21 protein-coding genes are annotated in these 23,208 nt (G+C 69.1%); 9 read left to right on the top strand and 12 right to left on the bottom strand.

Features of this window, described 5'->3' with window-relative positions:
• The first annotated feature begins 10 nt into the window (after positions 1 to 10).
• The 3 genes from ftsY to ACT54R_RS08460 all read left to right on the top strand — a co-directional run bounded on the left by ftsY (position 11) and on the right by ACT54R_RS08460 (position 2,747).
• Complete coding sequence (gene ftsY / locus ACT54R_RS08470; RefSeq protein ID WP_476325338.1) at positions 11 to 1,336, top strand: signal recognition particle-docking protein FtsY; 1,326 nt, start codon at positions 11 to 13, stop codon at positions 1,334 to 1,336.
• 131 nt (positions 1,337 to 1,467) lie between these two features.
• Positions 1,468 to 1,827, top strand: coding sequence for a hypothetical protein (locus ACT54R_RS08465; RefSeq protein ID WP_476325336.1), 360 nt, complete (start codon positions 1,468 to 1,470; stop codon positions 1,825 to 1,827).
• The gene (locus tag ACT54R_RS08460) at positions 1,824 to 2,747 is read left to right on the top strand and encodes an SH3 domain-containing protein (RefSeq protein WP_476325334.1); all 924 of its coding nucleotides are present in this window, start codon (positions 1,824 to 1,826) and stop codon (positions 2,745 to 2,747) included. Before ACT54R_RS08465 ends, ACT54R_RS08460 begins: the two co-directional genes overlap by 4 nt.
• Before the next feature lie 4 nt (positions 2,748 to 2,751).
• Here ACT54R_RS08460 and ACT54R_RS08455 read toward each other — a convergent pair whose 3' ends face one another.
• The 4 genes from ACT54R_RS08455 to ACT54R_RS08440 are packed head-to-tail and all read right to left on the bottom strand — an operon-like array spanning position 2,752 to position 6,121.
• Positions 2,752 to 3,618 (bottom strand): SAM-dependent methyltransferase, encoded by an 867-nt coding sequence (locus ACT54R_RS08455; protein WP_476325332.1) that lies wholly within the window; start codon positions 3,616 to 3,618, stop codon positions 2,752 to 2,754.
• Positions 3,615 to 4,673 (bottom strand): glycosyltransferase family 4 protein, encoded by a 1,059-nt coding sequence (locus ACT54R_RS08450; protein ID WP_476325330.1) that lies wholly within the window; start codon positions 4,671 to 4,673, stop codon positions 3,615 to 3,617. Before ACT54R_RS08450 ends, ACT54R_RS08455 begins: the two co-directional genes overlap by 4 nt.
• A complete protein-coding gene (locus ACT54R_RS08445; protein WP_476325328.1) occupies positions 4,670 to 5,080 on the bottom strand; it encodes a 6-pyruvoyl trahydropterin synthase family protein in 411 nt (136 codons plus the stop codon). Before ACT54R_RS08445 ends, ACT54R_RS08450 begins: the two co-directional genes overlap by 4 nt.
• Before the next feature lie 30 nt (positions 5,081 to 5,110).
• The gene (locus ACT54R_RS08440; protein ID WP_476325326.1) at positions 5,111 to 6,121 is read right to left on the bottom strand and encodes a zinc-dependent alcohol dehydrogenase; all 1,011 of its coding nucleotides are present in this window, start codon (positions 6,119 to 6,121) and stop codon (positions 5,111 to 5,113) included.
• A 65-nt stretch (positions 6,122 to 6,186) separates the two neighbouring features.
• Here ACT54R_RS08440 and mdoH point away from each other — a divergent pair, with 65 nt between their 5' ends.
• Positions 6,187 to 8,037: a glucans biosynthesis glucosyltransferase MdoH gene (gene mdoH / locus ACT54R_RS08435; protein WP_476325324.1), complete on the top strand. Its 1,851-nt coding sequence runs from the start codon at positions 6,187 to 6,189 to the stop codon at positions 8,035 to 8,037.
• A gap of 69 nt (positions 8,038 to 8,106) precedes the next feature.
• Here mdoH and ACT54R_RS08430 read toward each other — a convergent pair whose 3' ends face one another.
• The gene (locus ACT54R_RS08430) at positions 8,107 to 10,656 is read right to left on the bottom strand and encodes a carbohydrate-binding family V/XII (RefSeq protein WP_476325322.1); all 2,550 of its coding nucleotides are present in this window, start codon (positions 10,654 to 10,656) and stop codon (positions 8,107 to 8,109) included.
• Between the two features lie 122 nt (positions 10,657 to 10,778).
• Positions 10,779 to 11,060 carry a hypothetical protein gene (locus ACT54R_RS08425; RefSeq protein ID WP_476325320.1) on the bottom strand — a complete coding sequence of 94 codons (282 nt, stop codon included), beginning with the start codon at positions 11,058 to 11,060 and terminating at the stop codon, positions 10,779 to 10,781.
• Between the two features lie 408 nt (positions 11,061 to 11,468).
• On the opposite strand from ACT54R_RS08425, the gene aqpZ reads away from it, so the two are divergent.
• Positions 11,469 to 12,158: an aquaporin Z gene (aqpZ, locus tag ACT54R_RS08420; protein WP_476325318.1), complete on the top strand. Its 690-nt coding sequence runs from the start codon at positions 11,469 to 11,471 to the stop codon at positions 12,156 to 12,158.
• A 101-nt stretch (positions 12,159 to 12,259) separates the two neighbouring features.
• On the opposite strand, the gene ACT54R_RS08415 is transcribed toward aqpZ, so the two are convergent.
• Complete coding sequence (locus tag ACT54R_RS08415) at positions 12,260 to 13,765, bottom strand: catalase (protein ID WP_476325316.1); 1,506 nt, start codon at positions 13,763 to 13,765, stop codon at positions 12,260 to 12,262.
• A 123-nt stretch (positions 13,766 to 13,888) separates the two neighbouring features.
• On the opposite strand from ACT54R_RS08415, the gene ACT54R_RS08410 reads away from it, so the two are divergent.
• The 3 genes from ACT54R_RS08410 to purN are packed head-to-tail and all read left to right on the top strand — an operon-like array spanning position 13,889 to position 16,589.
• The gene (locus ACT54R_RS08410) at positions 13,889 to 14,818 is read left to right on the top strand and encodes a hydrogen peroxide-inducible genes activator (RefSeq protein WP_476325314.1); all 930 of its coding nucleotides are present in this window, start codon (positions 13,889 to 13,891) and stop codon (positions 14,816 to 14,818) included.
• A gap of 41 nt (positions 14,819 to 14,859) precedes the next feature.
• Positions 14,860 to 15,933: a phosphoribosylformylglycinamidine cyclo-ligase gene (purM, locus tag ACT54R_RS08405; RefSeq protein WP_476325312.1), complete on the top strand. Its 1,074-nt coding sequence runs from the start codon at positions 14,860 to 14,862 to the stop codon at positions 15,931 to 15,933.
• Entirely contained in the window at positions 15,930 to 16,589 is a 660-nt protein-coding gene (purN, locus tag ACT54R_RS08400; RefSeq protein ID WP_168462260.1) for a phosphoribosylglycinamide formyltransferase, read from the top strand. Before purM ends, purN begins: the two co-directional genes overlap by 4 nt.
• 199 nt (positions 16,590 to 16,788) lie before the next feature.
• Here the strand turns inward: purN and ACT54R_RS08395 are convergent, their stop codons facing one another.
• The 5 genes from ACT54R_RS08395 to ACT54R_RS08375 form a co-directional block, all read right to left on the bottom strand.
• Positions 16,789 to 18,909 (bottom strand): molybdopterin oxidoreductase family protein, encoded by a 2,121-nt coding sequence (locus ACT54R_RS08395; protein ID WP_476325309.1) that lies wholly within the window; start codon positions 18,907 to 18,909, stop codon positions 16,789 to 16,791.
• 67 nt (positions 18,910 to 18,976) lie between these two features.
• A complete protein-coding gene (locus ACT54R_RS08390; RefSeq protein WP_476325307.1) occupies positions 18,977 to 19,720 on the bottom strand; it encodes a TerC family protein in 744 nt (247 codons plus the stop codon).
• A gap of 168 nt (positions 19,721 to 19,888) precedes the next feature.
• Positions 19,889 to 20,596 (bottom strand): TerC family protein, encoded by a 708-nt coding sequence (locus ACT54R_RS08385; RefSeq protein WP_476325305.1) that lies wholly within the window; start codon positions 20,594 to 20,596, stop codon positions 19,889 to 19,891.
• Positions 20,597 to 20,776: 180 nt separating this feature from the next.
• Positions 20,777 to 21,199 carry a nucleoside-diphosphate kinase gene (gene ndk, locus ACT54R_RS08380; RefSeq protein WP_168462265.1) on the bottom strand — a complete coding sequence of 141 codons (423 nt, stop codon included), beginning with the start codon at positions 21,197 to 21,199 and terminating at the stop codon, positions 20,777 to 20,779.
• A gap of 115 nt (positions 21,200 to 21,314) precedes the next feature.
• Positions 21,315 to 21,974 carry a TetR/AcrR family transcriptional regulator gene (locus ACT54R_RS08375; RefSeq protein WP_476325303.1) on the bottom strand — a complete coding sequence of 220 codons (660 nt, stop codon included), beginning with the start codon at positions 21,972 to 21,974 and terminating at the stop codon, positions 21,315 to 21,317.
• A 90-nt stretch (positions 21,975 to 22,064) separates the two neighbouring features.
• On the opposite strand from ACT54R_RS08375, the gene ACT54R_RS08370 reads away from it, so the two are divergent.
• Complete coding sequence (locus ACT54R_RS08370) at positions 22,065 to 23,051, top strand: aldo/keto reductase (protein WP_476325301.1); 987 nt, start codon at positions 22,065 to 22,067, stop codon at positions 23,049 to 23,051.
• Positions 23,052 to 23,208: the final 157 nt, after the last annotated feature.

The raw sequence follows: 23,208 nt of genomic DNA, 5'->3' as shown, positions 1-23,208 counted from the left end.
GATCTTCGGCATGAGCCAGCAGGACGGCGGAAACGACAAGAAGAAGCGCGGCTTCTGGGGCTGGCTCACCGGCGAGCCGGCGGCCGAAACGCCGGTTCCGCCGCCGCCGGATGCGCCTGTTCCCGATTCGGCTGACCCCGAGCCCGCGCCTGCCGCACCGGAGACGCCGCTGCCGACCTCGGTGGAGAGCGCTGCGGCGGAGCCCGTAGCCGCGTTGCCCGTCGAAACACCTGCGCTTGAGCCCGCCGAACCCGAGCCGACGGTCGCGCCCGCGCCGCTGGCCGCTGTCGAGCCGGAGCCTGTCCCCGAGCCGGTCGAAGCCCCCGCTCCTGAGCCGATACCGGCCATTGCTCACGAAGCCCCCGCGCCCGATCTTCCTCCGCCGGCGGAGGAACCCGCCGCGCCGGCCCCGGAGCCGCGCAAGGGCTTCTGGAGCCGCCTCGCCTCGGGCCTGGCGCGCACCGCCTCCAGCCTCGGGCAGGGCATCACCGACCTCGTGTCCAAGCGCAAGCTGGATGCGGCGACGCTGGAGGAGCTGGAAGAGGTGCTGATCCGCGCCGACCTCGGTGTGGAGACCTCCATGCGCATCGTCGAGGAGGTGGGGCGCGGCCGGCACGACAAGATGATCTCGGCCGAGGAGGTGAAGAGCCTTATCGCTGCCGAGGTGGAGCGCATCCTCGCGCCGGTGGCGACGCCGCTGGTGGTGGACACCGCGCACAAGCCCTTCATCCTGCTGATGGTGGGCGTCAACGGTTCGGGCAAGACCACCACCATCGGCAAGCTCGCCTCCCAGTGGCGCGCCGAAGGCCGCAAGGTGGTGCTCGCCGCCGGCGACACCTTCCGCGCCGCCGCCATCGAGCAACTGAAGGTGTGGGGCCAGCGCACCGGCGCCACCGTCATCGCCCGCGAGCAGGGGGCCGATGCGGCGGGCGTCGCCCACGACGCCATCACCGAGGCGCGGGTCCAGAACGCCGATATCCTCATGATCGACACCGCCGGCCGCCTGCAGAACCGCGCCGAGCTGATGGCCGAGCTGGAAAAGGTCGTCCGGGTCATCCGGAAGCAGGAGCCGACCGCCCCCCACGCCGTGCTCCTCGTGCTCGACGCCACGGTGGGCCAGAACGCGCTCTCGCAGGTGGAGGCGTTCGCGCGCATCGCGGGCGTGACCGGCCTCGTCATGACCAAGCTCGACGGCACGGCGCGGGGCGGCATCCTTGTGGCCATCGCGGCGAAGCACAAGCTGCCCATCCACCTCATCGGCGTGGGGGAGGGGCAGGACGACCTCCAGCCCTTCGCGGCGCGTGATTTTGCGCGGGCCATCGCCGGGCTGGAATGAGGTCTTTTTCGCCCGCGCGGTAGCGGTTTGCCGCGCTGCTGCCGTTTCGGCACGCGGCGGTTGAAAATCCCCGCATCCTCGGGAAATGTCGGCCTTGAGCGCTGCAATGCGCCCTACCGAGGATCGCCGCAATGACCCTTCCCACTCGCCGCCTGTTCTCCCTGTCGCTGGTCGCTGGCAGCCTTCTGGTCCTTGCCGGAGCGGCCTCGGGGGCGGAGACGACGCCGCTCTTCAAGATCGTCACGGTGAAGGACGAGATCGTCGTCGGCCTCGCGCCGCAGGACGTGACTGCGCTCGGCGGCAGCGATGTCACCGCCATCGGCAAGGCGCTGAAGGGGAAGGGCGAGGTGACGCTCTGGCGCTATGCGGTGCGCAAGGGGCCCGACGGGGCGCTGGAGCAGGCGCCGGTGGCGCGTGTCAGCATCCTCGGCAACGATAGCCTGCGGATCGAGCCCTACACGACCCCGCTGAAGATCATCGCGCCCCAATGAAGCGCTTTCTCCTCCTTGCGCTTGCCTTGGGCGTGCCGGCCGGCGAGGCCCGCGCGGACGACGCGGCCTGGGTCGCTGCCGCCACGGCGCAACTGCCGAAGACGCTCGTCCCCGGCCGCGTGCTGCGCACGGGCGAACTGGGGCAGACGGCGCTGATCGCGGTCTTTCCTGCCGGCGCAGACGATCCCAGAACGCCGGGCAGCGCCTTTGCACCCGGGCAGGTGCTGGAGGTGACGCTGGCGCCGGAGGGGGATGCCCGCCGCGTCGTCTCCGCCATCGTGCGCCCCCGCACGCCTCAGGACCCGGCGGGCGATGATCCCTTTGCGGAAGAGCAGGCGGACATTCTCGCCGGTCTGTCGAAGCAGAAGGCGGAGCCGGGCGTCGAGCCTTGCCGTCTCAAGGCATGGTCCATCGACACCAGCCGCAAGGGTCTTGCCGTGCGCGCCGCACCCTCGGCGACGGCGAAGGTGGTCGGCACCCTCGCCCCGCCGCGCCATACGCCCGAGTCCGGACAGGGCGAGGACGACAGCTGGCACGTGGAATTCGAGATCACCGGCTACAAGGACGGCTGGTTCCGCATCCGCAATGCCACCCCGCCCGGTGCGCCCTACGACGATCCGCCGCCGCGCTCCTATCCGAAGACCTACAAGGGCGCCGGCTGGATTCCGGCGGACAAGGCCGGCGGCGCCTATGCCAACACGCAGATGCCGGTGATGCGCCTGCATCAGGCGCCGAGCGTCGATTCAAAGGACATCCCGCCCGGCGACGACGCGGCCGATCCCTCCGGAAATCTGCCCATCGATGGCACGCTGGAGCGCATCTATGCCTGCTCGGCCAACTGGGCTCTGACGAAGAGCCGGGACGGCAAGCGCGGCTGGTGGCGTGGCATCTGCTCCAATCAGGTTACGAACTGCAGCTGAGTTTTCAGCCGCGCGGCACCGCCAGCAGGTCCACATGGCCGATGATACAGCTCTGCGCCATCGCCCGCGCCTGATGCCAATCGGCTGCGACCTCAGCCGGGACGGGCCCGCTCTCCGCCGCCGCCTGCGCGGTGCCTTTAGCCAGCGCGGCGATCAGCTGCCGGTCGCCGGCGTCGAGCACCCACGGGCTATTCGCCGTCTCGGCGGCGTAGCCGACGGCGGCAAGCGCTGCCGCGAGGATGCCCGCGGCGTCCGCGCCTGCGGCGGGGCCGAAGCCTTTGTCCGTTGATTGATGGGCGCGGAAGGCGTCTGCGATGGCGGCATCTGCCGGATGGGGTGGCGACCACGCATCCCGGCCGTCGCAGGTGAGCGCCGCATGGAGCACGACGCCGCTGCCGGCGAACGCTGCCGCAAAGCGCCGGCACCAGTCCGCCGACACGAGGTCGTAGAACGCTGAAGCGGTGACGAGATGGGGCCGGAAGGCGAGCGGTGCGGCCGGGTCGGCGGCGATGTCGCGCAGGGCAAATTCCACCGTCACCTCCTTGCCCGTGAGGTCGAGCACCAACCGGCTGCCGTCCTCCCGCCAGCCGTCCGCGAAGCCGCGGAAGGCGATCCGGGCGGCCTCGGCGAGGGTGTCGTCGTGGTCAACCAACACCCAGTGCTGGCGTGGTCCGAGCTTCGGCGCGAGGGCCCGCAGATTCGAGCCGGAGCCGGCACCGAGATCGACGATGCGCTGCTCCGGGACGTGGGCCAGCCGGGCGGCCAGCTGCGCCTCCAGCGCCGCCGCGCGGGCACGGTGGTCGGCGGGCTCCCGCAAGGCGAGCCATCCGGCGGAGAAGGTGGCGGCGGGCGCGGGCGCAAGCTCGGTCAACGTCCAGCGACCTCCGTCAGCACCCGGCCGATGGCGGCCACGGTGTCGGGCCAGTCGGGCAAGGCGGTGCCGGCGGCGAAGGCGGCATCGGCCATGGCCCGCCGCCGCGCGGGATCGACGAGAACCGCGCGCAGCGCGGCGGCGAGGGCATCCACGTCGCCGGGCGGCACCTTGAGGCCGGCTCCGTCCGGAACGGTCTCGCCCGCCGCGCCGCCGGTGGTGCAGATCACGGGCAGGCCGCGCCGCAGCGCCTCGGCCAACACCATGCCGTAGCCCTCGTAGAAGGAGGGGTGGACGAAGATGTCGGCGGCGGCATAGGCCGCATCCAGCGCCGGCACGTCGAGTGTGCCGGCGAGGCGGATGCGGGGCCCCAGTCCGGCCGCACGCGCGGCGATCTCCCGCGCCGTCTCGGGCTCCAGATCGGGGCTGCCGACGATGGTCAGCGTCCAGTCGAGATCCTCCAGGCCGGCGAGGGCGTCGAGCAGCACCCCATAGCCCTTGCGGGGCGTCAGCGACCCCACCGCGATGAGCCGGGGCGGGTGGCCATCCGCCGGAACGCGGTGGGCGGGGGCGGTGCCGGGCAGGGCGAGGGTGATCTTCTCAGGCGGCACGCCATAGCGCTCCACCAGCATCCGCCGCGTCTCGGGACTGATGGCGATGACGGCGGCGGCGGCGGCGAGCGCCTCCGTCTCGCTCTCCAGCAGGCGGGTCGCGGCCTCCTCAGACAGGCCGGTCTCCAACGCAAGGGGATGATGCACCAGTGCGACCACAGGCCGTCCGAGCTGCCGCAGGCCCTCGCCCGGCAGGACGCCGAGGGCGAGGCCATCCGCCAGTAGCACGGTGCCGGCCGGCGTCGCGGCAAGAGCGGCAAGGGCCGCATCGGTTTCTTCGGCCGTGGGAAAAGGGAAGCCGCCCTCGAGCGAGAGCGGCATCGCATCGAAGCCCTGCGCCGTGAGCCCGGCGAGGATGCGCCGGTCATAGGCATAGCCACCGCTGGTCGTATTGATGTCGCCGGGATGGACCAGGGCCACCGCCGGCCGCGCGTGACCGGTCACGCGGCGGCTCCGATGTCGGCCTCGTACCAGGCGCGGGCGACGTGGGATTCGTGCAGCGAGACGCGGATGCGCACGATGCCGTCGCCGCCGGCGCCGAGATCGCCGGAGCGGGCAGCGGCGGCCATATGGTCGAACACGTGGCGGGCAAGCACCTCGGTGGTGGTGTTGCGGCCGGCGAAGGCGGGCACCTCGTCGAGATTCCTGTAGTTGAGCGGTCCGAGCACGGCCTTCAGCGCGTCATGGGCGCGGGCGATGTCCACCACCACGCCCTCCTCGGTCAGGTCCTCGCGATAGAAGGCCACATCCACCACGAAGGTCGCCCCGTGCAGCGCCTGCGCCGGGCCGAACAGGTCGCCCCGGAAGGAGTGGGCGATCATGATGTGGTCCCGCACTTCTACCGCATACATAGAATGTCCTTTCTGTCCGGTGGTCCGGCCTCAGCCGTAGTTGACGACGGTGGCGATCCCTTCCGCACCGGCTGCGAGGATACGCGGCATTCGGGCCGGCAGATCATTGAAGGCGACCTCCTCGGTGATGAGCGCGTCCAGCCGGTCGTCGGCGAGGAGGTCCAGCGCCTTGAGGAGGCGGCGGCGGCGGCTCCAGCGCGGGCGGCGGGCCGGGCTGACCGCGCCCACCTGCGAGGAGAGGATGGCGAGGCGCTTGTGGTGGAAGCCGCCCCCCAGCGCCACGTCCACCGGACGGTCGCCGTACCAGCTCATCTCGATCACCCGGCCCTCGTCGCCGCAGCAGGCGAGGCAGATGTTGAGGCCGGCCGAGGAGCCCGAGGTGTGGAAGACGAGATCGGCATCGAGATCGGCCGGCCCGGGGTCGGCGGGCAGGAAGCGCGCGCCGAATGTAGCGGCGACGGCGGCCCGGGCGGGGTCGGTGTCCACCACCGTCACCTCCGCGCCGGGCAGCCGGCCGCAGAGATAGGCGACGAGCAGCCCGACCAGCCCCGCGCCCACCACCACGATGCGGTCGCCGGGCCCGGCACCGCCGTCCCACACCGCATTGAGGGCCGTCTCCATGTTGGCGGCGAGGGTGGCGCGCCGCGCCGGCACGGCATCGGGCACCGGGGCCAGCATCTCGGTGAGCGCCACAAACCGCTCCTGATGGGGCGCGAGGGAGAAGACGCGGCGACCGACCAGTTCGGGCGGTCCCACCTCCACCTCGCCGACCGCGCAATAGCCGTACTTGACCGGGAAAGGGAATTCGCCCTCCTGCAACGGCGCGCGCATGCGCTTGCGGTGGACGGGATCGGTGAGCCCCGCCGCCACCAGCCGCTCGGTGCCGCGGCTGACCGCGGTGTAGAGGGTGCGCACCTGCGCCGTCGCCTCGTCCACGGCGGGCAGCACGCCCGGGCGCAGCTCACAGGCGCCGGGCGCGACGTACCAGAGGGCGCGCGCAAAGAGAGGTGCGTGGCAAGTTGACGCAGGTTGAACGGCCATGCTTTGGCTCTCGTATAGGCTTGGGGTTCCATCGCCGCGGGCCGCCGGCACCCAGGGAGCTATGCATGTCTTCAAGGTCCGGTCCACTGTCCACGCTTCCAGATAAACCCGCACCCGCGTCGGCGACGCTGACGCCGGCCTTGATCCAGCCGCTCTCAACGCTCCGGCGGCGCCGTCTGTTCATGCTGGCGGCAAATCTGGTCACGGTGGCCCTCGTCCTCGCCGGCATGGTGGCGCTGGGCGCTCATGACGGCTTCTCGCTGGTGGATGGGCTGCTGCTGGTCTGCGCCCTCGCCATCACGCCGTGGAACTCCATCGGCTTCTGGAATGCGGCGGTGGGTCTCTATTTGCTCCACGGCCGGCGCCGGGGCGTCGAGGCGGCGGCGCCCTTCCTTGCACCGCCCCTGCCCGAAGGGGCGATCAGTGCACGCACCGCCATTCTCCTCACCGTGCGGAACGAGGACCCGGCGCGGGCGCTGGCGCGGCTCAAGGCGGTGAAGGCCGACCTAGACCTCTCCGGCCATGGCGCCGCCTTCGACTTCCACATCCTCAGCGACACGTCCCGCCCCGAGATCGCAATCGCCGAGGAGGCACTTGTGGCGGCGTGGCGGGCGCAGGAGGGACCTGCCCGCATCTTCTACCGCCGCCGCGCGGACAATGCCGGCTTCAAGGCGGGCAATATCCGCGCCTTCTGCACGGACGCGGGTGATCGCTACGACTTCATGCTGCCGCTGGATGCCGACAGCCTGATGGGAGCGGACACCATCCTCTCCATGGTGCGCCTGATGGCGGCCTATCCGCGCCTCGGCATCCTGCAGAGCCTAGTCGTCGGTCTGCCGTCCCAGAGCGCGTTCGGACGCATCTTCCAGTTCGGCATGCGTCACGGCATGCGCAGCTACACCCTCGGCGCGAGCTGGTGGGCGGGGGATTGCGGCCCGTTCTGGGGGCACAATGCGGTGATCCGCGTCGCCCCCTTCCGCGATTCCTGCCACCTGCCGGAGCTGCCCGGCGGGGCCCCCTTCGGCGGACCGGTGCTCTCCCACGATCAGGTCGAAGCCGTGCTCATGCGCCGCGCCGGCTATGAGGTGCGCGTTCTGCCGGTGGAGAGCGAGAGCTATGAGGAGAACCCGCCCGCCGCCACCGATTTCGTCGGCCGCGACCTGCGCTGGTGCCTCGGCAATCTCCAGTATCTGCGCCTTCTGGCGGTGCCGGGCCTCGCGGCGAGCCTTCAGCCCATGAGCCGCTTCCAGCTCGTGTGGGCCATCCTGATGTTCGTGACGGTGCCCGCCCATCCCGCGCTTCTGGCGCTGCTGCCGCTGGCGGCGGCGGAGGCCGGGCCGGCCTATCCAAGCGGCCTCGCTCTCGCCCTCTACGGGGGGATGATGGCCATGGCGCTCCTGCCCAAGCTCGCCGGTGTCGCCGATGTGGTGCTGACGTCGGGCGGCGTCGCCCGCTACGGCGGGGCGCTGCGCTTTGCCGCGTCCGTGGCGGCGGAGCTGGTGTTCTCCTTCCTGCTCAGCGCCATCACCGCCATGGCCGTGACGCTGGAGATGGGGCGCCTGCTGCTGGGCCGGGTGCGCGCCTCCTGGGGCGCCAAGGTTTCTTGGCGGGCCCAGGCCCGCGACGGCCATGGGGTGGACGTCGCCCATGCGGCGCGGGCGTTCTGGCCGCAGACGGTGTTCGGGCTCGCGGTGCTCGTCGCGCTGCTGGCGTTGCAGCCGGTGCTTGCCCTGTGGGCGGCGCCGGTGCTGGCGGGCTATGTGCTCGCCATCCCTTTCACAATGGCCACCGCCGATCCGCGCCTCGGCCGGCTGTGCGTCCGCCTCGGCCTGTGCGCCGTGCCGGAAGAGTTTGCTCCGAGCCGGGTGCAGCGCCTGCTGGCGGGCGAGACGTTCGAGGCCCGCCGGGCGGCCTGACCATCTGACACTTGAAATGAAAAGGCCGGGCGTGAGCCCGGCCTTTCGTCTTGTCGCCTGCGAAGGAGATCAGCGGCGCCCGCCGCCGAACCCGCCACCGAAGCCGCGGCCACCGCCGCCCCAGCCGCCGCCACCGCCGAAGCGATCGCCACCGCCGAAGTCACCGCCGCGGTCACCGCCACCGAAGCCGCCGAAGCCGCGATCGAAGCCGCCCGAGCCGAAGCTGTCGCCCCGGCCGTAGGCGTCGCCGCCGAAGCCGTCGCCGCCGTAGCTCGACACGCGCTGGCTGCTGGTGGAGCGGGCCCGCTCCTCATTGTCGAGGCTGGAGGTGTCGCGGCTGGTGTTCTGCCAGCCGGAGTTGGTGTGCTGGCTCCAGCTGCCGTTGTCGTTGTGCTGGTAGACGTTGCCGTCGTGGTCCACGGCCACATGGCCGTTATCCCAGGCGACGGCATTGCCGGTCTTGGCATTGCCGGCGACGCCTCGGCTGTCGACGTTCACGTTGCCGTTCTTGTCCGTCACGCCGGTCTGGGAGGCGTGATAGGTGCCCGTGGTCGGGTTGGCGCCGGCGGATTCACGACCGGCGGCGGCATTGCCCGTATAGGCGTTGCCTTCCACCCCGGCACGGCTTTCGCCACGGGCGCCGGTGGTGGGGTTGTAGCGGCTGTTCTCCCGGCCGGCGGCATAGTTGCCGGAATAGGGATTGAACGCGGCGCCCGAGCGGCCGGCGAAGTTGGTGCCGTTGGCCGTGGTGCCATGCCAGTCGCGGCCCGACCAGTCCGTGCCATTCCAGGTGGTGCCCCACGCGTGATTGACGGTGGCGGCGCCGCCCCAGCGGCCGTAGAGGTTGGCCTGATTCAGGTTGGTGTAGCCCCAGTGGCCGCCCCAGGGTCCGTAGGGTCCATAGGGACCATAGGGATGCCAGTAGGGACCCCAGTAGGGGTACACCGCCGCGCCCCAGCCCCAGCCGGCGGCAAAGCCGAAGGCGAAGCCGGTATCGAGGCCCAGCGCGAAGCCGGCGCCGACGCCATAGGTGACGGGGCAGGAGTACCAGTCGGCGAAGCCGGCGTAGCCGACACAATTGTAGCCGGTGCCGTAGACCACCGTGCCGCCGGGGGCGACGACGACGCCCATGTAGCCGGGGGTATAGCCCACCACCACCGCGTCCGGCGTGGACCCGTAGATGCGCACGTAGGTGACGTAGTGCAGGGGCGAGGACACCGGGATGGTGTAGATCACGTCCGGCACCACATCGGCGACCCGCCACGGGCCGGCCGGATCGACCGCCACGAACCACGCGCCGTTGTTGACCGCATAGAAGCGGTCGGGCGCGAGGCGGATCACCGGCGTCGCGGTGTTCACCGCATAGGCGAGCGCAGTGCCGCTGATGGGCTCGAACTTCGGCGCGCCCTCAAAGGCGACCTTCAGTTCCACGCTGCGCTTCACCGTGGCGGTCTGCGGGATGGTGGCGGCGATTGCCGCTTCCTTGGCCTGCGGCGTGCCGGCCACCGAGACCAGCACGTTCGCCTTCGGATCGTTCGGCGAAATCTTCGAGAAGTCCCTGGGCAACGCGTTGCTGGCCACGAACGCCCACGGCCCCTTCAGGTCCGGCGCCTTGAACCAGCGGCCGGAGATCAGGACGTAATAGGTGTTGGAGGTGGTCTCCATGAACACCGCATGATCGGAATTGTTCATGGTGAGCAGGTTGGTGCCCGCCACGGGCAGCATCTGCGGCTGTCCATCGGTCTGGATCAGCTCGGTGGGCTTGGTGACGGCGATGATGGCCGGGGCCGGGTTGATCGGCTTCTTGTCGCTGCTGAGCAGCGGATCGGCCGGGCTCTCCGCACTGGCCGCCTTGCCGGCGGAGGCGAGGGCGTCCGAGACCTGGGGCGTGACGATCCAGGTGCCGCCGAGGTTCGGCGTCTCGTACCAGTGGCCGGCGGCTTCGAGGTGATAGGTGCCGGCCTCATCCTTCAGCAGCAGCGGCTGGGTGTTGATGACCCGCTGGAAGCCGCTCACGCCCTTGATCGGCCGCAGCACGGGCTCGCCGGAGATGGGGATGAGGATCGTGGTGGTGGTGGCGAACAGGATCTGCGGCGGGGTGTTGTCCACCGGCTGGGTCTGGACCTTGGCCAGTTCCTGGTTCACCGCATAGCTCGCCTGGAGCTGGTCGAGCGGAACCGTGATGCCGTCAGGCGGCAGGCGGGTCTGGAGCGCGGAGCGGATCTCGCTCGCCTTGGCCGGCTCGGTGGGCACCTGCACCCCTTCGATGGTGAAGGTGGCCAGGTGGACGAGGCCCGCCGGCTTGTCGATGGCGACGCGGGTGCTGAACTTCACCATGCCGTACGTCGGGGCGCCGGTCTTAACGCCGATGGCGACGGCGGCGCGGCCGGACATGGTGTCGCCGTTCCATGCGTCGATCTGCGGTTGATAGAGTTGCAGCACCTGGTTGTCCGGCAGGTCATAGACGCGCGGCCAGGTCGGAGGCGCGGAGGGCGAGGCCGCGGTCTGGCTCTGCGCCTGTGCTGTCGACGGGGGCTGCTGGGCGTCGGCCGTCGCGGTCCACAGCATCGCCGCTGCAACCAGCGCGGCAGCTGAGGCGCCGGTCCATAGTCGCATCATGAAGTCCCTCCCTCCCCGAAACGCCGGGGCGCGCACACCTAACATGTTCGCGGCCCAACGTCAGCGTGACCGGAAGGGCTCCCGTCCTGCGGCGCCCGACCGTGGCGCGAGGAGCATGAAGCTCAGATGGGACGCGCGCAGTTGCGCTGCCACGAGAGGCGGGGCCCCTCCCACGACATGCTGATGCTCTTGCGCGCGGGGCAGGCCCGCGTCGTGGCCTCCGCGCCGTCACGGTCCCAATAGTCGCGCCACTGGTAGGCGGCCGGGCGTGCGGCGGGCGTATCCACCTTCGCCAGGGCGGGGGCGGCATCGCTGGGGAAGGCGCGCACGAGGTCACCACCGCCCCAGGCGGCGATGGCGATGAAGGTGGTCGCGGCGGCCGCGAGCAGGGAGGAGGTCTTCATGGCACAGGTCTCGGTTCGTCGTCGCGTGGCCGGCTTAGAACGCCGGAGGGCGGCGCGTCGTCCCCTCAATGGAGGACGATTTCATCGCCCTTGTACGACGTTCACCCTGAACCCGTGCCGACACGGGCCTTTACATTCCGTTCATCTTTTCGCGAGCGCGGCAGGCGATGCTGCGCTGCCGCACGCCAAAAAGGTGGAGATGGGTGGCTTAGATTTGAGGTTGCAGTCTTGATCTCTGCCGTTGGCGGGAGTTGGCTTGAGCTGCGGTTGACCTTCGGGGGCGCCGCGAGGGAGCGGGTCCGCCCGGTCTCGTTCGGTCCGGACGGGGAATTCTGCTCCTGAACCTGATGGATGCGCGCCGGACCGCCCGGTCCCCCACCGGCCGGGGCGCGCAGGGGAGACTGGGCAATGAACAAATACGTCGCCGAGTTCATCGGAACAGCAGTTCTCGTCCTCTTCGGCTGCGGCTCGGCCGTGCTCACCGGCTACGGCTCTGCACCCATCGGAATGCTCGCCATCGCCTTCGCCTTCGGCCTCGCCGTGACCTCCATGGCCTACGGCATCGGCCATGTGTCGGGCTGCCACATCAATCCCGCCGTCACCGTCGGCGTCTGGGCCGCGGGACGCATTCCCACCTCCGAAGTGCCGAAATACTGGATTGCGCAGATTCTGGGCGGCATCGTCGGCGCCGCCATTCTGTTCATGATCGCCTCCGGCAAGCTGGCCGGCTTCGATGTGAAGACCGCCGGCCTCGGCCAGAACGGCTGGGGCGAGGGCTATATCGGCGGCTACGGCCTCGGCGCCGCGATCATCGCCGAGTTGGTCGGCACCTTCATTTTCCTCGTGGTGATCCTCGGCTCAACCTCCAAGGCCGGCATCACCCAGGCGGCGGGCCTCGCCATCGGCCTGTCGCTGGTGATGATCCACATCGTCTTCATCCCCGTCACCGGCGTGTCGGTGAACCCGGCCCGCTCCATCGGCCCCGCCCTGTTCGCGGGGGGCAAGGCCATCTCCCAGCTCTGGCTGTTCATCATCGTGCCGCTGGTGGGCGCCTATCTCGCCGGCCTCCTGTTCAAGCTGAAGGTGCTGGAGGACTGATCTTCCCTAAGGGACGGATAAAAGGGGGCGCGCCGGCAAGGCGCGCCCCCTTTCCGTTTGCCGGGTCAGGGCTCCCGGCAAACCCCCGCTCCGGGATCACGTCACTCGGCGGCGACAGGACCCGCCGGGTTCTTCTGCTGCTGCGCCGTCTCCGCCGCCTTGGCGCGGGTCTCCTGCTCCAGCGCCGCCTTCACGCCCGCCCCATACTCCGGGTGGACCTTGGTGAAGAGGGCGATCTGCCGGTCGGCGATCTCCTGCGGGATGCCGTACATGGCCGCCGCGAGGTTGCTGAAGAGCCGCTGGCGCTGGCCGGCGTCGAACAGCTCGAACAGCGCGCGCGGCTGGGAAAAGTCGTCATTGCCGATGCGGTGGCTGTAGCGCTCGGCGTCGCCCGAGATCTTCAGCGGCGGCTCGGCGTACTTGGCATCCTCGGCGGCGCCGTTGAACGAGTTGGGCTCGTAATAGGCGTCGGTATTCCCGGTCATCTGTGGGAAGAACCGCATGGCGCCGTCCTTGTGATAGTGGTGCACCGGGCACTTGGCGGCGTTCACCGGCAGGTGCTCGTAATGGGTGCCGAGGCGATAGCGGTGCGCGTCCGCGTAGGAGAAGATGCGGGCCTGCAGCATCTTGTCCGGCGAGAAGGAGATGCCGGGCACGATGTTGGACGGCGAGAAGGCCGCCTGCTCGATCTCGTTGAAATAGTTCTCCGGGTTGCGGTTCAGCTCCATGACGCCGATGTCGATGGGCGGATACTCGCCGTGCGGCCACACCTTGGTGAGGTCGAAGGGATTGTAGGAGGTCTTCTCCGCATCCAGCTCCGGCATCACCTGCACCTGCACCTTCCACTTGGGGAATTCGCCGCGCTCGATGGCGGTGAACAGGTCCTCCTGCGTGGATTCGCGGGTCCGGCCGACCACCTCGGTAGCCTCTCCATTGGTCCAGTGCTTGTGGCCCTGCAGGGTCTTGAAGTGGAACTTCACCCAGAAGCGCTCGCCCGCCTCGTTGATGAAGGAATAGGTGTGCGAGCCGTAGCCGTTCATGTTCCGGACGCCCACGGGCAGGCCGCGGTCGGAGAACAGGATCGTCACCTGGTGCAGGCTCTCCGGCGAGAGGGACCAGAAGTCCCACATGGCGGTGGGCGAACGCAGGTTGGTCTTGGGGTGGCGCTTCTGGGTGTGGATGAAGTCCGGGAACTTGTAGGGGTCGCGGACGAAGAACACGGGCGTGTTGTTGCCCACGAGGTCCCAGTTGCCCTCGGGCGTATAGAACTTGAGCGCGAAACCGCGCACGTCGCGCTCGGCATCCGCCGCGCCCAGCTCGCCGGCCACCGTGGAGAAGCGCGCGATCATGGGCGTCTGGGCGCCGGGCTGGAGCGCCTTGGCCTTGGTGTATTTCGAGATGTCGCCGGTGATGGTGAGGGTGCCGTGCGCGCCCCAGCCCTTGGCGTGGACCACGCGCTCGGGAATGCGCTCGCGGTTCTGGTGGGCGAGCTTCTCGATGAGCTGATAGTCCTGCATCAGCACCGGGCCGCGCGGCCCGGCGGTGAGCGAATTCTGGTTGTCGGAAATCGGGTTTCCGGCCGTGGTGGTGAGGGTGGGTCGCGTCATGAAGGGCTCCCTGCTTGGTTTCGCGCCGTGACGGCTGCGGATCAACCGGGGCGCAGCATGGCCGTGAGTTGGAATAAGGACAAATCAGATTGCATTGAGTTTTCGATAAGGTAATCTTATCGAGTGCTCTCCACCCGTCAGCTCCGCTACTTCGACGCCCTCGCCCGCCACCGCCATTTCGGCCGCGCGGCGGAGGAATGTGCCGTCACCCAGCCGGCTCTCTCCATGCAGATCCGCGAGATGGAGGAAGCCCTCGGCGTCCGCCTCGTGGAGCGGGGGCGGAGTGGCGTGCGGCTGACGCCGGTGGGCGAGGAGGCGGCGTCCCGCGCCCGCGGCGTGCTCGCCGCCCTTGCCGACATGGAACGCACCATCCGCGATCGCGGGCGGTTGCTGGAAGGGCGGATGCGGCTCGGCGTCATCCCCTCCATCGCGCCCTATCTCCTGCCCCGCCTGCTGCCGGAGATGGCGGCCCGCTGGCCGGGCGTCGAGATCGCGCTGCGCGAAAGCCAGACCGAGCAACTGGTGAACGACCTCGCCCATGGCGATCTCGACCTCGTCATCCTCTCCCTGCCGGTGGATCACCCGGCGCTGGAGGCAAAGGCGCTGTTCGAGGACCCGTTCCTGCTGGCCGTTCCCGAAGGCGCGGCGGACTTTCGGGGCGAGACCGCCGCCGCCGAGGACATCCTCGCCGCCGATCTCCTGCTGCTGGAGGACGGCCATTGCTTCCGCGATCAGGCGCTCAACGTCTGCCGCAAGGTGGATGCACGCCAGCTGCGCCGTTTCGGCGCCTCCAGCCTGTCGACGCTGGCCCAGCTCGTCGCCAACGGGCAGGGGGTGACGCTGCTGCCGCAGATGTTCGTCGCCTCCGAGGGCGGGCACATCCCCCGCGTGCGCCTGCTGCGCTTTCCCGATCCGGCGCCGTCGCGGACCATCGGCCTCGTCTGGCGGCGGACCCTGCCGTTCCGGGACGATGTGGAGCAGGTCGCCGCCATGGTGCGGGCCTGCCGCCCCGCTGTGCAAGACGGCGAAGAACGGCACTCTGCCTTGCTTTGACCCGCGTTCGCGGCTAAGCCCCGCGCAAAGACGGGGATCCTATGGCTCAGGACGGACTTTCCTACCGCGACGCGGGCGTGGACATCGATGCGGGCAACCGGCTCGTCGATCTCATCAAGCCGCTGGTGAAGGCCACCGCCCGGCCGGGGGCCGACGCGGACATCGGCGGCTTCGGCGGCGTGTTCGACCTGAAGGCGGCGGGATTTGCCGATCCCCTCCTCATCGCCACCACCGACGGGGTGGGCACCAAGCTCAAGATCGCCATCGATACCGGCGTCCATGACACCATCGGCATCGACCTCGTGGCCATGTGCGTCAACGATCTGGTCGTTCAGGGCGCCGAGCCGCTGCTGTTCCTCGATTATTTCGCCACCGGCCGCCTCGCGCCGGAGGTGGGCGCCCATATCGTCGCGGGCATCGCGCGGGCCTGCAAGGCTGCCGGATGCGCCCTCATCGGCGGCGAGACGGCCGAGATGCCGGGCATGTACCGCGACGGCGACTACGATCTCGCCGGCTTCTCCCTCGGCGCCGTCGAGCGCACCGAGCTGCTGCCGAAGAAGGACGTGGGGCCGGGCGACGTGATCCTCGGCCTCGCCTCGGACGGCGTGCATTCCAACGGCTATTCGCTGGTGCGCCGCATCGTCGAGCGCTCCGGCCTCGCCTGGACCGACGAGGCGCCCTTCCATAAGGGCAAGAACCTCGGCACCGCGCTGCTCACGCCCACCCGGCTCTATGTGAAGAGCGTGCTGTCGGTCATCCGCTCGACCGGCGCGGTGAAGGCGCTCGCCCATGTCACCGGCGGCGGCATCACCGAGAACCTGCCGCGCGTGCTGCCGGCGGGCACCATCGCCCGCATCGACCTCTCCAACCTCATCGTCCCTCCGGTCTTCCGCTGGCTCGCCAGCGTTGGCGCGGTGGTGCCGGAGGAGATGCTGCGCGCCTTCAACTGCGGCGTCGGCATGGCCGTGGTGGTGCCGGTGGAGCGCGAGGAGGAGGTGGCGGACGCCTTCGCCGCCGCGGGCGAGACGGTCATCCGCCTCGGCGTCATCGAGCCCGGCACCGGCGCGGCTCATGTGGTCTATGACGGGGCCGCCGACTTCGGGTTCGCGTCATGAGCGAGGCGGCGCCGAAACGCACCGCGATCCTGATCTCCGGCCGCGGCTCCAACATGGCGGCGCTGGTGAAGGCGGCCGAGGCGCCGGACTTCCCGGCCGAGATCGCGCTGGTCCTCTCCAACCGGGAGGATGCCGCCGGCCTCGACTTCGCCAAGGATCATGGCGTGCCGACCCTCGTGCTCTCGCACAAGGGCTATAGCGACCGCCTCGCCTTCGATGCGGCGCTGGACGCGTACCTCAAGGCCGAGGGCATCGAGATCGTCTGCCTCGCCGGCTTCATGCGCCTGCTCACCCCCTGGCTGGTGGAGCGCTGGCGCAACCGCATGATCAACGTCCATCCTTCGCTCCTGCCGAGCTTCAAGGGCCTGCACACCCATGAGCGGGCGCTGGAGGCCGGCGTGCGCCTGCACGGCTGCACGGTGCATTTCGTGCGCGCCGAGATGGACGAGGGGCCGATCATTCTCCAGGCCGCCGTGGGCGTGGAGGCCGATGACACGCCGGACGTCCTCGCCGCCCGCGTGCTGGCGCAGGAGCACGTGATCTATCCCAAGGGGCTGGAGCTTCTGGCCGCCGGCCGCCTGAAGGTCGCCGACGAACGGGTGGAGATCACTGGAGCCAAGGGCGGCCTGCCGCCGCTGGTTTCGCCGGGGGTGTGAGGGCAAGCCTCGTGCTCCGGACGCATTGAGCGTTAGCGGAATGCGAGCCGGAGCCCAGCGCAGAAGACCGCTGCAGGCGCTTCGTGAGGTGCGATACCTAGGTACTGCCCGCTGCGCGGAACTCTTGCGCTGGCCCCCGAATCAGCGCTCCGGCTGTGACGTCGCTTGTCCGGCGAACAGTCCGCCGGGCGTGGGAGCCTCACGACCCGATCTTCACCACCCGCACCTTGTTGTCGTGAAACGCGGCGCCGCCTACCGGCGCCACGGGGTCGGCCCCCGTCAGCGTGTTGATCCCCCGCCCGCCGCGATGGGCGCCGGCCGGATGGATCTGTTCCGAGACCACGACGCCGCGCCGGAGCCCGTCGAACAGCCGTACGCGCAGTTCCACCCGCCCGCGCGGGTTCTCCACGGCCACCAGTTCGTCTTCTGCAACACCCAGCGCAGTCGCATCCTCGGGATGGACCAGCAGCGAGGGCGCCCCCTCCTTCTCCTGCGAGGTGGGCGTCTCGGTGAAGGAGGAATTGAGGAAGTTGCGGGCCGGCGCCGTCACGAGGCGGAAGGGATGGTCCGCATCCGCCTCCTCGATGACCGCCCAATGGTCGGGTAGGGCCGGCATGTCCGCCACCGGGCCGAACTTGCCCGGCGCGGGGAAGGAGAGGTTGGCCCAGTCCACCGCGAAGTGGAAGCGCTTGTCGCGATGGGCGAAGCCGTCGAGGAAATGGGCGGCGCGGAACTCCTGCGCCACATCCATGAAGCGCGCCTCCTCCAGCGCCTCGACCGGGCCGCGGCCGCTCTCGCGCAGGGTCCAGTCGATCAGCTCGCGCGCGGTCATGGCGAAGCCGGGATGCTCGGCGCCGAGACGCGAGGCCAAAGCGCAGATCACGTCGTGGTTGGTGCGGCACTCGCCCGGCGGCTCGACGATCTTGGTGCCGATCTGGATGTGCGGATGCCCGCCCGCGCCATAGATGTCGTCATGCTCGGTGAACATGGTGGCGGGAAGAACGATGTCCGCCATCTTCGCGGTATCGGTCATGAACTGCTCGTGGACCGCAACGAACAGGTCGTCCCGCGCGAAGCCGCGCTTCACCTTCTCCTGCTCGGGGGCGACGGCGACCGGATTGGTGTTCTGGATGAACAGTGCCGCCACCTTGCCGCCACCCGCCAGCGCATCCTCCTCGCCCACCAGGATGGGGCCGATGCGGGACTGGTCGAGGGCGCGCACGGTGGGATCGAGATTGTCCAGCCCCTCGATCATCTTCTTGCGCCAGCCATAGGTGCCCGACATGGAATGGAGCGCGCCGCCGCCCAAGTGCTGCCAACTGCCGGCGACCACGGGGATGGACGCCACGGAGTGCATGTTCACCGCCCCGTTGCGGCTGCGGGAGAAGCCGTAGCCGATGCGGAAGTAAGAGGCCGGCGTTGTGCCCACGAGCCGCGCATAGGCCTCGATCTCCGCTACCGCCAGGCCGCAGAGCGCGGAGGCCCACTCCGGCGTGCGGGTGGAAAGGTGCGCCTCCAGCGCGGCGGCGTCGCGGGCGTAGCGCTCCAGATAGGCGCGGTCGGCGAGGCCGTCGCGGAAGAGGATATGCATCACCGCGCAGGCCAGCGCCCCATCGGTGCCGGGGCGGATGAGGAGAGGGATGTCCGCCTGCTCCATGGTGGGCGTGCGATAGACATCCACCACCGCGATCTTGGCACCGTGCTTCTTCCGGGCATGGATGGCATGCGTCATCACATTGACCTGCGTGGACACCGCATTGGTGCCCCAGAGCGTGATAAGGCCGGACGAGGCCATCTCGCGCGGGTCCACGCCGGCGATGCGGCCGGCGCCGGCCATGTAGCCGCTCCAGGCGGGATTGACGCAGATGGAGGAGAAGAAGCGCGAATAGCGCTTCACATGGGTCAGCCGGTTGATGCCGTCGCGCATCACGAGGCCCATGGTGCCGGCATAATAATAGGGCCAGACGGACTCCGCCCCGTGCTCCCGCTCGGCCTTCAGCAGACCGTCGGCGACGCGATCCAGCGCCTCGTCCCACGAAATGCGGGTGAACTGGCCGGAGCCCTTCGGGCCGGTGCGCAGCAGGGGATGGGTCAGGCGGTCCGGGTGGTTCGCCCGTTCGGCATAGCGCGCGACCTTCGCGCAGATGACGCCAGCGGTATAGGGCTGGTCCTTGGAGCCATGCACCCGGCCGATGCGGCCGTCGGCCATCACGTCCACCTTCAGGGCGCAGACGGACGGGCAGTCATGGGGACAGACGGACGGGTGGGTCGCAACCGGGCTGTGGGCGGTGTGCGAAACGGTCGGGGCATGGACGTTCATGGCCCCGAGACAATAAAGGGGGCGACGCGCGCCGTCGCCCCCTTTTCAGATAACGGCCGGGTGAGGCTCAGGCGCCGTGGCCGGCCTCGGCGGCCCGGTCGCGCCCACGATTGCGCAGCACGTAGCCGAGCCCCAGCACGAAGAGCGCGCCGATGGTGCTGGCCACATAATGGGGGAGCGCGGCCGGATGCAGTCCGTCCTCGGCCACCTTCACCAGCGCCGGGTTGAGGTGCTGCAGGTAGCTGAGCGCCATCACGTCGCCCACCAGCATCTCGCCGGCGATCCAGCCGAGCAGAGCCGCGCCGGCCCAGATGAGGATGGGGAAGCGGGTGAGCAGCGAGAGCAGCAGCTGCGAGCCGAAGATGATGAGCGGGATGGTGAGCAGCAGGCCGAACACGAACAATTCCCAGTGCCCGCGCGCCGCCGCGGCGATGGCCACCACATTGTCGAGGCTCATGACCGCATCGGCGATGGCGATGGTGCGCACCGCCTTCCACAGGCTGTCGGAAGCGGCGACCTCGTGGGAATCGCCGCCATTGTCGGTGACGAGCTTGATGGCGATCCAGAACAGCAGCAGACCGCCCACCACCTTCAGGAACGGCACGCCGAGAAGGTAGGACACCGCCAGCGCGAACAGGATGCGCAGGCCCACCGCCGCGCCAGCCCCGAGCAGGATGCCCCATTTGCGCTGCTTGGCCGGCAGAGAGCGACAGGCCAGCGCGATCACCACCGCATTGTCGCCGGACAGCAGCAGGTCGATCCAGATGATCTGCAGGAGGGCAACCCAGAAGGTCGGGGCGGTGAAATCCATCGTCCACTCCATGTGGTGAGGCTGGGGATGCGGGTAAGGTCGGATCAGGCTCCGGCACGCCGCAGTTATTATTACGTAGCGTCATGTTGATGACGCGCCGAAACTTCCGTTACGTCAATCAAGGGGCAGAAAAAAGGGGCCGATGCGGCCCCTTTCGTCTTGATCGTCTCAGGCTGGGAGGTCGTCGTGGGCGTGGGCGCGCCGACCCTTGTGCCAGCGCAGGGCCAGCGCGAGGCCGACCACAAGGGCGGCACCGGCGGCGGAGACGATGCGGTGGAGGTGATGCGTGGTTTCCTCGCCCAGCCGCTCGATGATGGCCACGTCGCCGAGGAGCATGTCGCCGGCCACCCAGCCCAGCAGGGCGGCGCCGGCCCAGACCAGCAGCGGGAAGCGATTGATGAGCGCCATCACCAGCGAGGAGCCGGCGATGATGAGCGGAATGGAGATGGCGAGGCCGAAAATAAGCAGGAACCAGTTGCCGTCGGCAATGGCGGCCACGGCCACCACATTGTCGAGGCTCATGACGATGTCCGCCACCGCCACCGTGCCCACGGCCTTCCACAGATTGTCGCTGGATTGAATGGCCTCTTCGCCGCCCTCGTCGGGACTGGCGAGATCCACCGCGATCCACATGAGCGCGAGCGAGCCCACGAGCTTCAGCCACGGCAGCGCCAGAAGCGTCGCGACGATGCCGGTGAACACGATGCGGAGGGCGACGGCCACGCCGGCGCCGAGGATGATCCCGGTACGGCGGACCTTCTCCGGCAACGAGCGGCAGGCGAGGGCGATCACCACCGCATTGTCACCGGACAACAGAACGTTGATCCAGATGATCTGCAGCAGTGCCAGCCAGAGCACTGGAGAGTCGAGCGACATAGTCCCTACCCCGGGCCATTTGAGCGTCAGCGTCACCGCGAGATTGTATTCTGCGTCTGGTGCGCCGTATTCTGGATTTTGACGCTACGTTAATGTGCCCAAGCGGAACCCTCAACAAAAACCGGATACCGCGGCGCACAAATTCGATCGCGCGCCGCAGTATCTTAATCCAATACCTGTTCAGCCGACAATTTCATTGCCGGAGAAGAACTGGGCGATCTCCGCCTTGGCATTGTCGGTGCTGTCGGAGCCGTGGGCGGAATTCGCCTCGATGGACTCGGCGAACAGCTTGCGGATGGTGCCCTCGGCGGCGTTCGCCGGGTTGGTGGCGCCCATCACGTCGCGGTACTTGGCGACGGCGTTCTCGCCTTCGAGCACCTGCACCACCACGGGGCCGGAGGTCATGAAGGCCACGAGGTCGCCGAAGAAGGGGCGCTCCTTGTGGACGGCGTAGAAGGTCTCGGCCTCCTCGCGCGTCATGCGGATGCGCTTCTGGGCCACGATCTTGAGGCCCGCGTTCTCGATGACGGCATTGATGGCGCCGGTGAGGTTCCGACGCGTGGCGTCGGGCTTGATGATCGAGAAGGTGCGCTCGATCGCCATGGGGGACCGTCCTGTCTGTTCTTGGAAGAGGAATGCCGCGAGCATCCCGCGGATGGCGCGGCTCTTAGCAGGGGGGCGGCCAAGGGGCAAGGCGAGGGGGCGAAATGCCCCGCCTTCAGCGGCCCTTCAGCACCCCGTCGATGGCCCGCTCCACGGCGGCGGAGGCATCGAAGGCCACCGGCACGCCGAGCACCCGCGGCCAGAACAGGGGCTCCTTGATGGCCCCGAGGAATTGGGCCGCCGCCAGCTGCGGATCGTCCGTCGCGAGGCGCCCCTCCGCCGCGAGGGCGGCGAAATAGGCGCCGAGGCCTTTCAGCGCCGGCTCCTTGCCGACGGCGAAATAGGCCTGCGACAGCTCGGGAAAGCGCGGTGCCTCGGCGATGACCAGACGCAGCAGCGGCACCACGTCCGGTCGCTCCCAATGCTCGGTCAGGCGCCCCACATAGGCGCGCAGCACGGCGCGCGGGTCGCCAGCCGTGTCCTCGGGTAGGATGGGCGCGCGGGTGAAGTGGGACCATGCGTCATCGATGACGGCGGCGAACAGCTCCGCCTTGCCGGGAAAGTGCTGGTAGAGCGTGCGCTTGGAGACGGGGGCGGCCGCCGCCACTGCATCCATGGATGTGCCCTCATAGCCACGCTCCAGAAACAGCCGGCGCGCAGCTGCGCGGATGCGCGGCACAGTCGTGCGGCGGTCGCGCCCGGGATTGCCATCAGCCTGCGCGGCATCGGTCGCGCGGCTGGACTGCGGGGGAGGGGAAGGGATGTCGCTTGACATAAGTACACTATACGGTGTAGTTTACATTCATGGCCAGCGCGGATCCGCCTGGCTGTACGTCCCCAAACTCCCCTTCATATGAGGTCCCCCATGGACCATCGCTCCCTCGGTCGCTCGGGCCTGTCCGTGTCCGCCATCGGTCTCGGCTGCATGGGCATGTCCGAATTCTACGGACCGAGCGACGACGAACAGTCGCTCGCGACCCTAGCAGCCGCTCTCGACCTCGGCATAAATTTCTTCGACACGGCCGACATGTACGGCGTCGGCCACAACGAGCGCCTGCTCGGCCGCTTCCTGAAAGGGCGCCGCGATCAGGTCATCCTTGCCACCAAGTTCGGCAATGTGCGGGGCCCGAATGGCGAGCGCCTCGGCATTTCCGGTACGCCGGACTATGTGCGCTCCGCCTGCGATGCCAGCCTGGAGCGGCTCGGCATCGATACCATCGATCTCTATTACCAGCACCGCGTGGATCCGAAGACGCCCATCGAGGAAACGGTGGGCGCCATGAAGGGGCTGGTGGAGGCCGGCAAGGTGCGTTTCCTCGGCCTCTCCGAATGCTCGGTGGCGACGCTGCGCAAGGCCCATGCGGTGCATCCCATCACCGCGGTGCAGATCGAGTATTCCCTGTGGAGCCGTGAGCCGGAAGACGAGATGCTGGCGGCCTGCCGCGAGTTGGGCGTCGCCTTCGTCGCCTATTCCCCCCTCGGCCGGTCCTTCCTGACCGGGGCGGTGAGCGGGCCGGAGAGCCTCGCCGCCGGAGACTTCCGGCGGGATAATCCCCGCTTCAGCGGCGATGCCCTCAAGACCAACCTCGCGCTGGTGGAAGCCCTGAAGGACTTCGCCGCATCAAAGGGCGCGACCAGCGCGCAGATCGCTCTCGCCTGGATTCTCGCCAAGGACGACAACATCGTCCCCATCCCCGGCACGCGGCGGCAGAAGTATCTGGAGGAGAATGTGGCGGCCACCCGCATCCACCTCTCGCCGGAGGAGGTCGCCGCGCTCGATGCGCTCTTCGTACCGGATGCGGTGGCCGGCACCCGCTATCAGGCGGCCGCCATGGCGCTGCTGAACCTCTGACCCGATCGCATCAAGGCCCGCGGCGCTGTCGCGGGTCTTTTCTTCCCAAACGTAAGTTTCGGTGGAGCGGGCCCCCTGCGTGGTTCACAGCCCCCATTTCACATGCTAGGAACGGTACATGTGAAAACCACATTTCAACTTATGTGAAATGTGAAAT

This window comes from Xanthobacter sp. DMC47, from assembly GCF_056313845.1.
The sequence above is the reverse complement of the archived record's forward strand: the minus strand, read 5'-3'. Positions and strand labels throughout refer to the sequence as shown.

Excerpts from the sequence above, each read along its gene's own strand:
- ftsY (WP_476325338.1), top strand. The coding sequence starts at position 11 with ATGAGCCAGCAGGACGGCGGAAACGACAAGAAGAAGCGCGGCTTCTGG.
- ACT54R_RS08465 (WP_476325336.1), top strand. The coding sequence starts at position 1,468 with ATGACCCTTCCCACTCGCCGCCTGTTCTCCCTGTCGCTGGTCGCTGGC.
- ACT54R_RS08460 (WP_476325334.1), top strand. The coding sequence starts at position 1,824 with ATGAAGCGCTTTCTCCTCCTTGCGCTTGCCTTGGGCGTGCCGGCCGGC.
- ACT54R_RS08445 (WP_476325328.1), bottom strand. The coding sequence starts at position 5,080 with ATGTATGCGGTAGAAGTGCGGGACCACATCATGATCGCCCACTCCTTC.
- ACT54R_RS08440 (WP_476325326.1), bottom strand. The coding sequence starts at position 6,121 with ATGGCCGTTCAACCTGCGTCAACTTGCCACGCACCTCTCTTTGCGCGC.
- mdoH (WP_476325324.1), top strand. The coding sequence starts at position 6,187 with ATGTCTTCAAGGTCCGGTCCACTGTCCACGCTTCCAGATAAACCCGCA.
- ACT54R_RS08430 (WP_476325322.1), bottom strand. The coding sequence starts at position 10,656 with ATGATGCGACTATGGACCGGCGCCTCAGCTGCCGCGCTGGTTGCAGCG.
- ACT54R_RS08425 (WP_476325320.1), bottom strand. The coding sequence starts at position 11,060 with ATGAAGACCTCCTCCCTGCTCGCGGCCGCCGCGACCACCTTCATCGCC.
- aqpZ (WP_476325318.1), top strand. The coding sequence starts at position 11,469 with ATGAACAAATACGTCGCCGAGTTCATCGGAACAGCAGTTCTCGTCCTC.
- ACT54R_RS08415 (WP_476325316.1), bottom strand. The coding sequence starts at position 13,765 with ATGACGCGACCCACCCTCACCACCACGGCCGGAAACCCGATTTCCGAC.
- purM (WP_476325312.1), top strand. The coding sequence starts at position 14,860 with ATGGCTCAGGACGGACTTTCCTACCGCGACGCGGGCGTGGACATCGAT.
- purN (WP_168462260.1), top strand. The coding sequence starts at position 15,930 with ATGAGCGAGGCGGCGCCGAAACGCACCGCGATCCTGATCTCCGGCCGC.
- ACT54R_RS08395 (WP_476325309.1), bottom strand. The coding sequence starts at position 18,909 with ATGAACGTCCATGCCCCGACCGTTTCGCACACCGCCCACAGCCCGGTT.
- ACT54R_RS08390 (WP_476325307.1), bottom strand. The coding sequence starts at position 19,720 with ATGGATTTCACCGCCCCGACCTTCTGGGTTGCCCTCCTGCAGATCATC.
- ACT54R_RS08385 (WP_476325305.1), bottom strand. The coding sequence starts at position 20,596 with ATGTCGCTCGACTCTCCAGTGCTCTGGCTGGCACTGCTGCAGATCATC.
- ndk (WP_168462265.1), bottom strand. The coding sequence starts at position 21,199 with ATGGCGATCGAGCGCACCTTCTCGATCATCAAGCCCGACGCCACGCGT.
- ACT54R_RS08375 (WP_476325303.1), bottom strand. The coding sequence starts at position 21,974 with ATGTCAAGCGACATCCCTTCCCCTCCCCCGCAGTCCAGCCGCGCGACC.
- ACT54R_RS08370 (WP_476325301.1), top strand. The coding sequence starts at position 22,065 with ATGGACCATCGCTCCCTCGGTCGCTCGGGCCTGTCCGTGTCCGCCATC.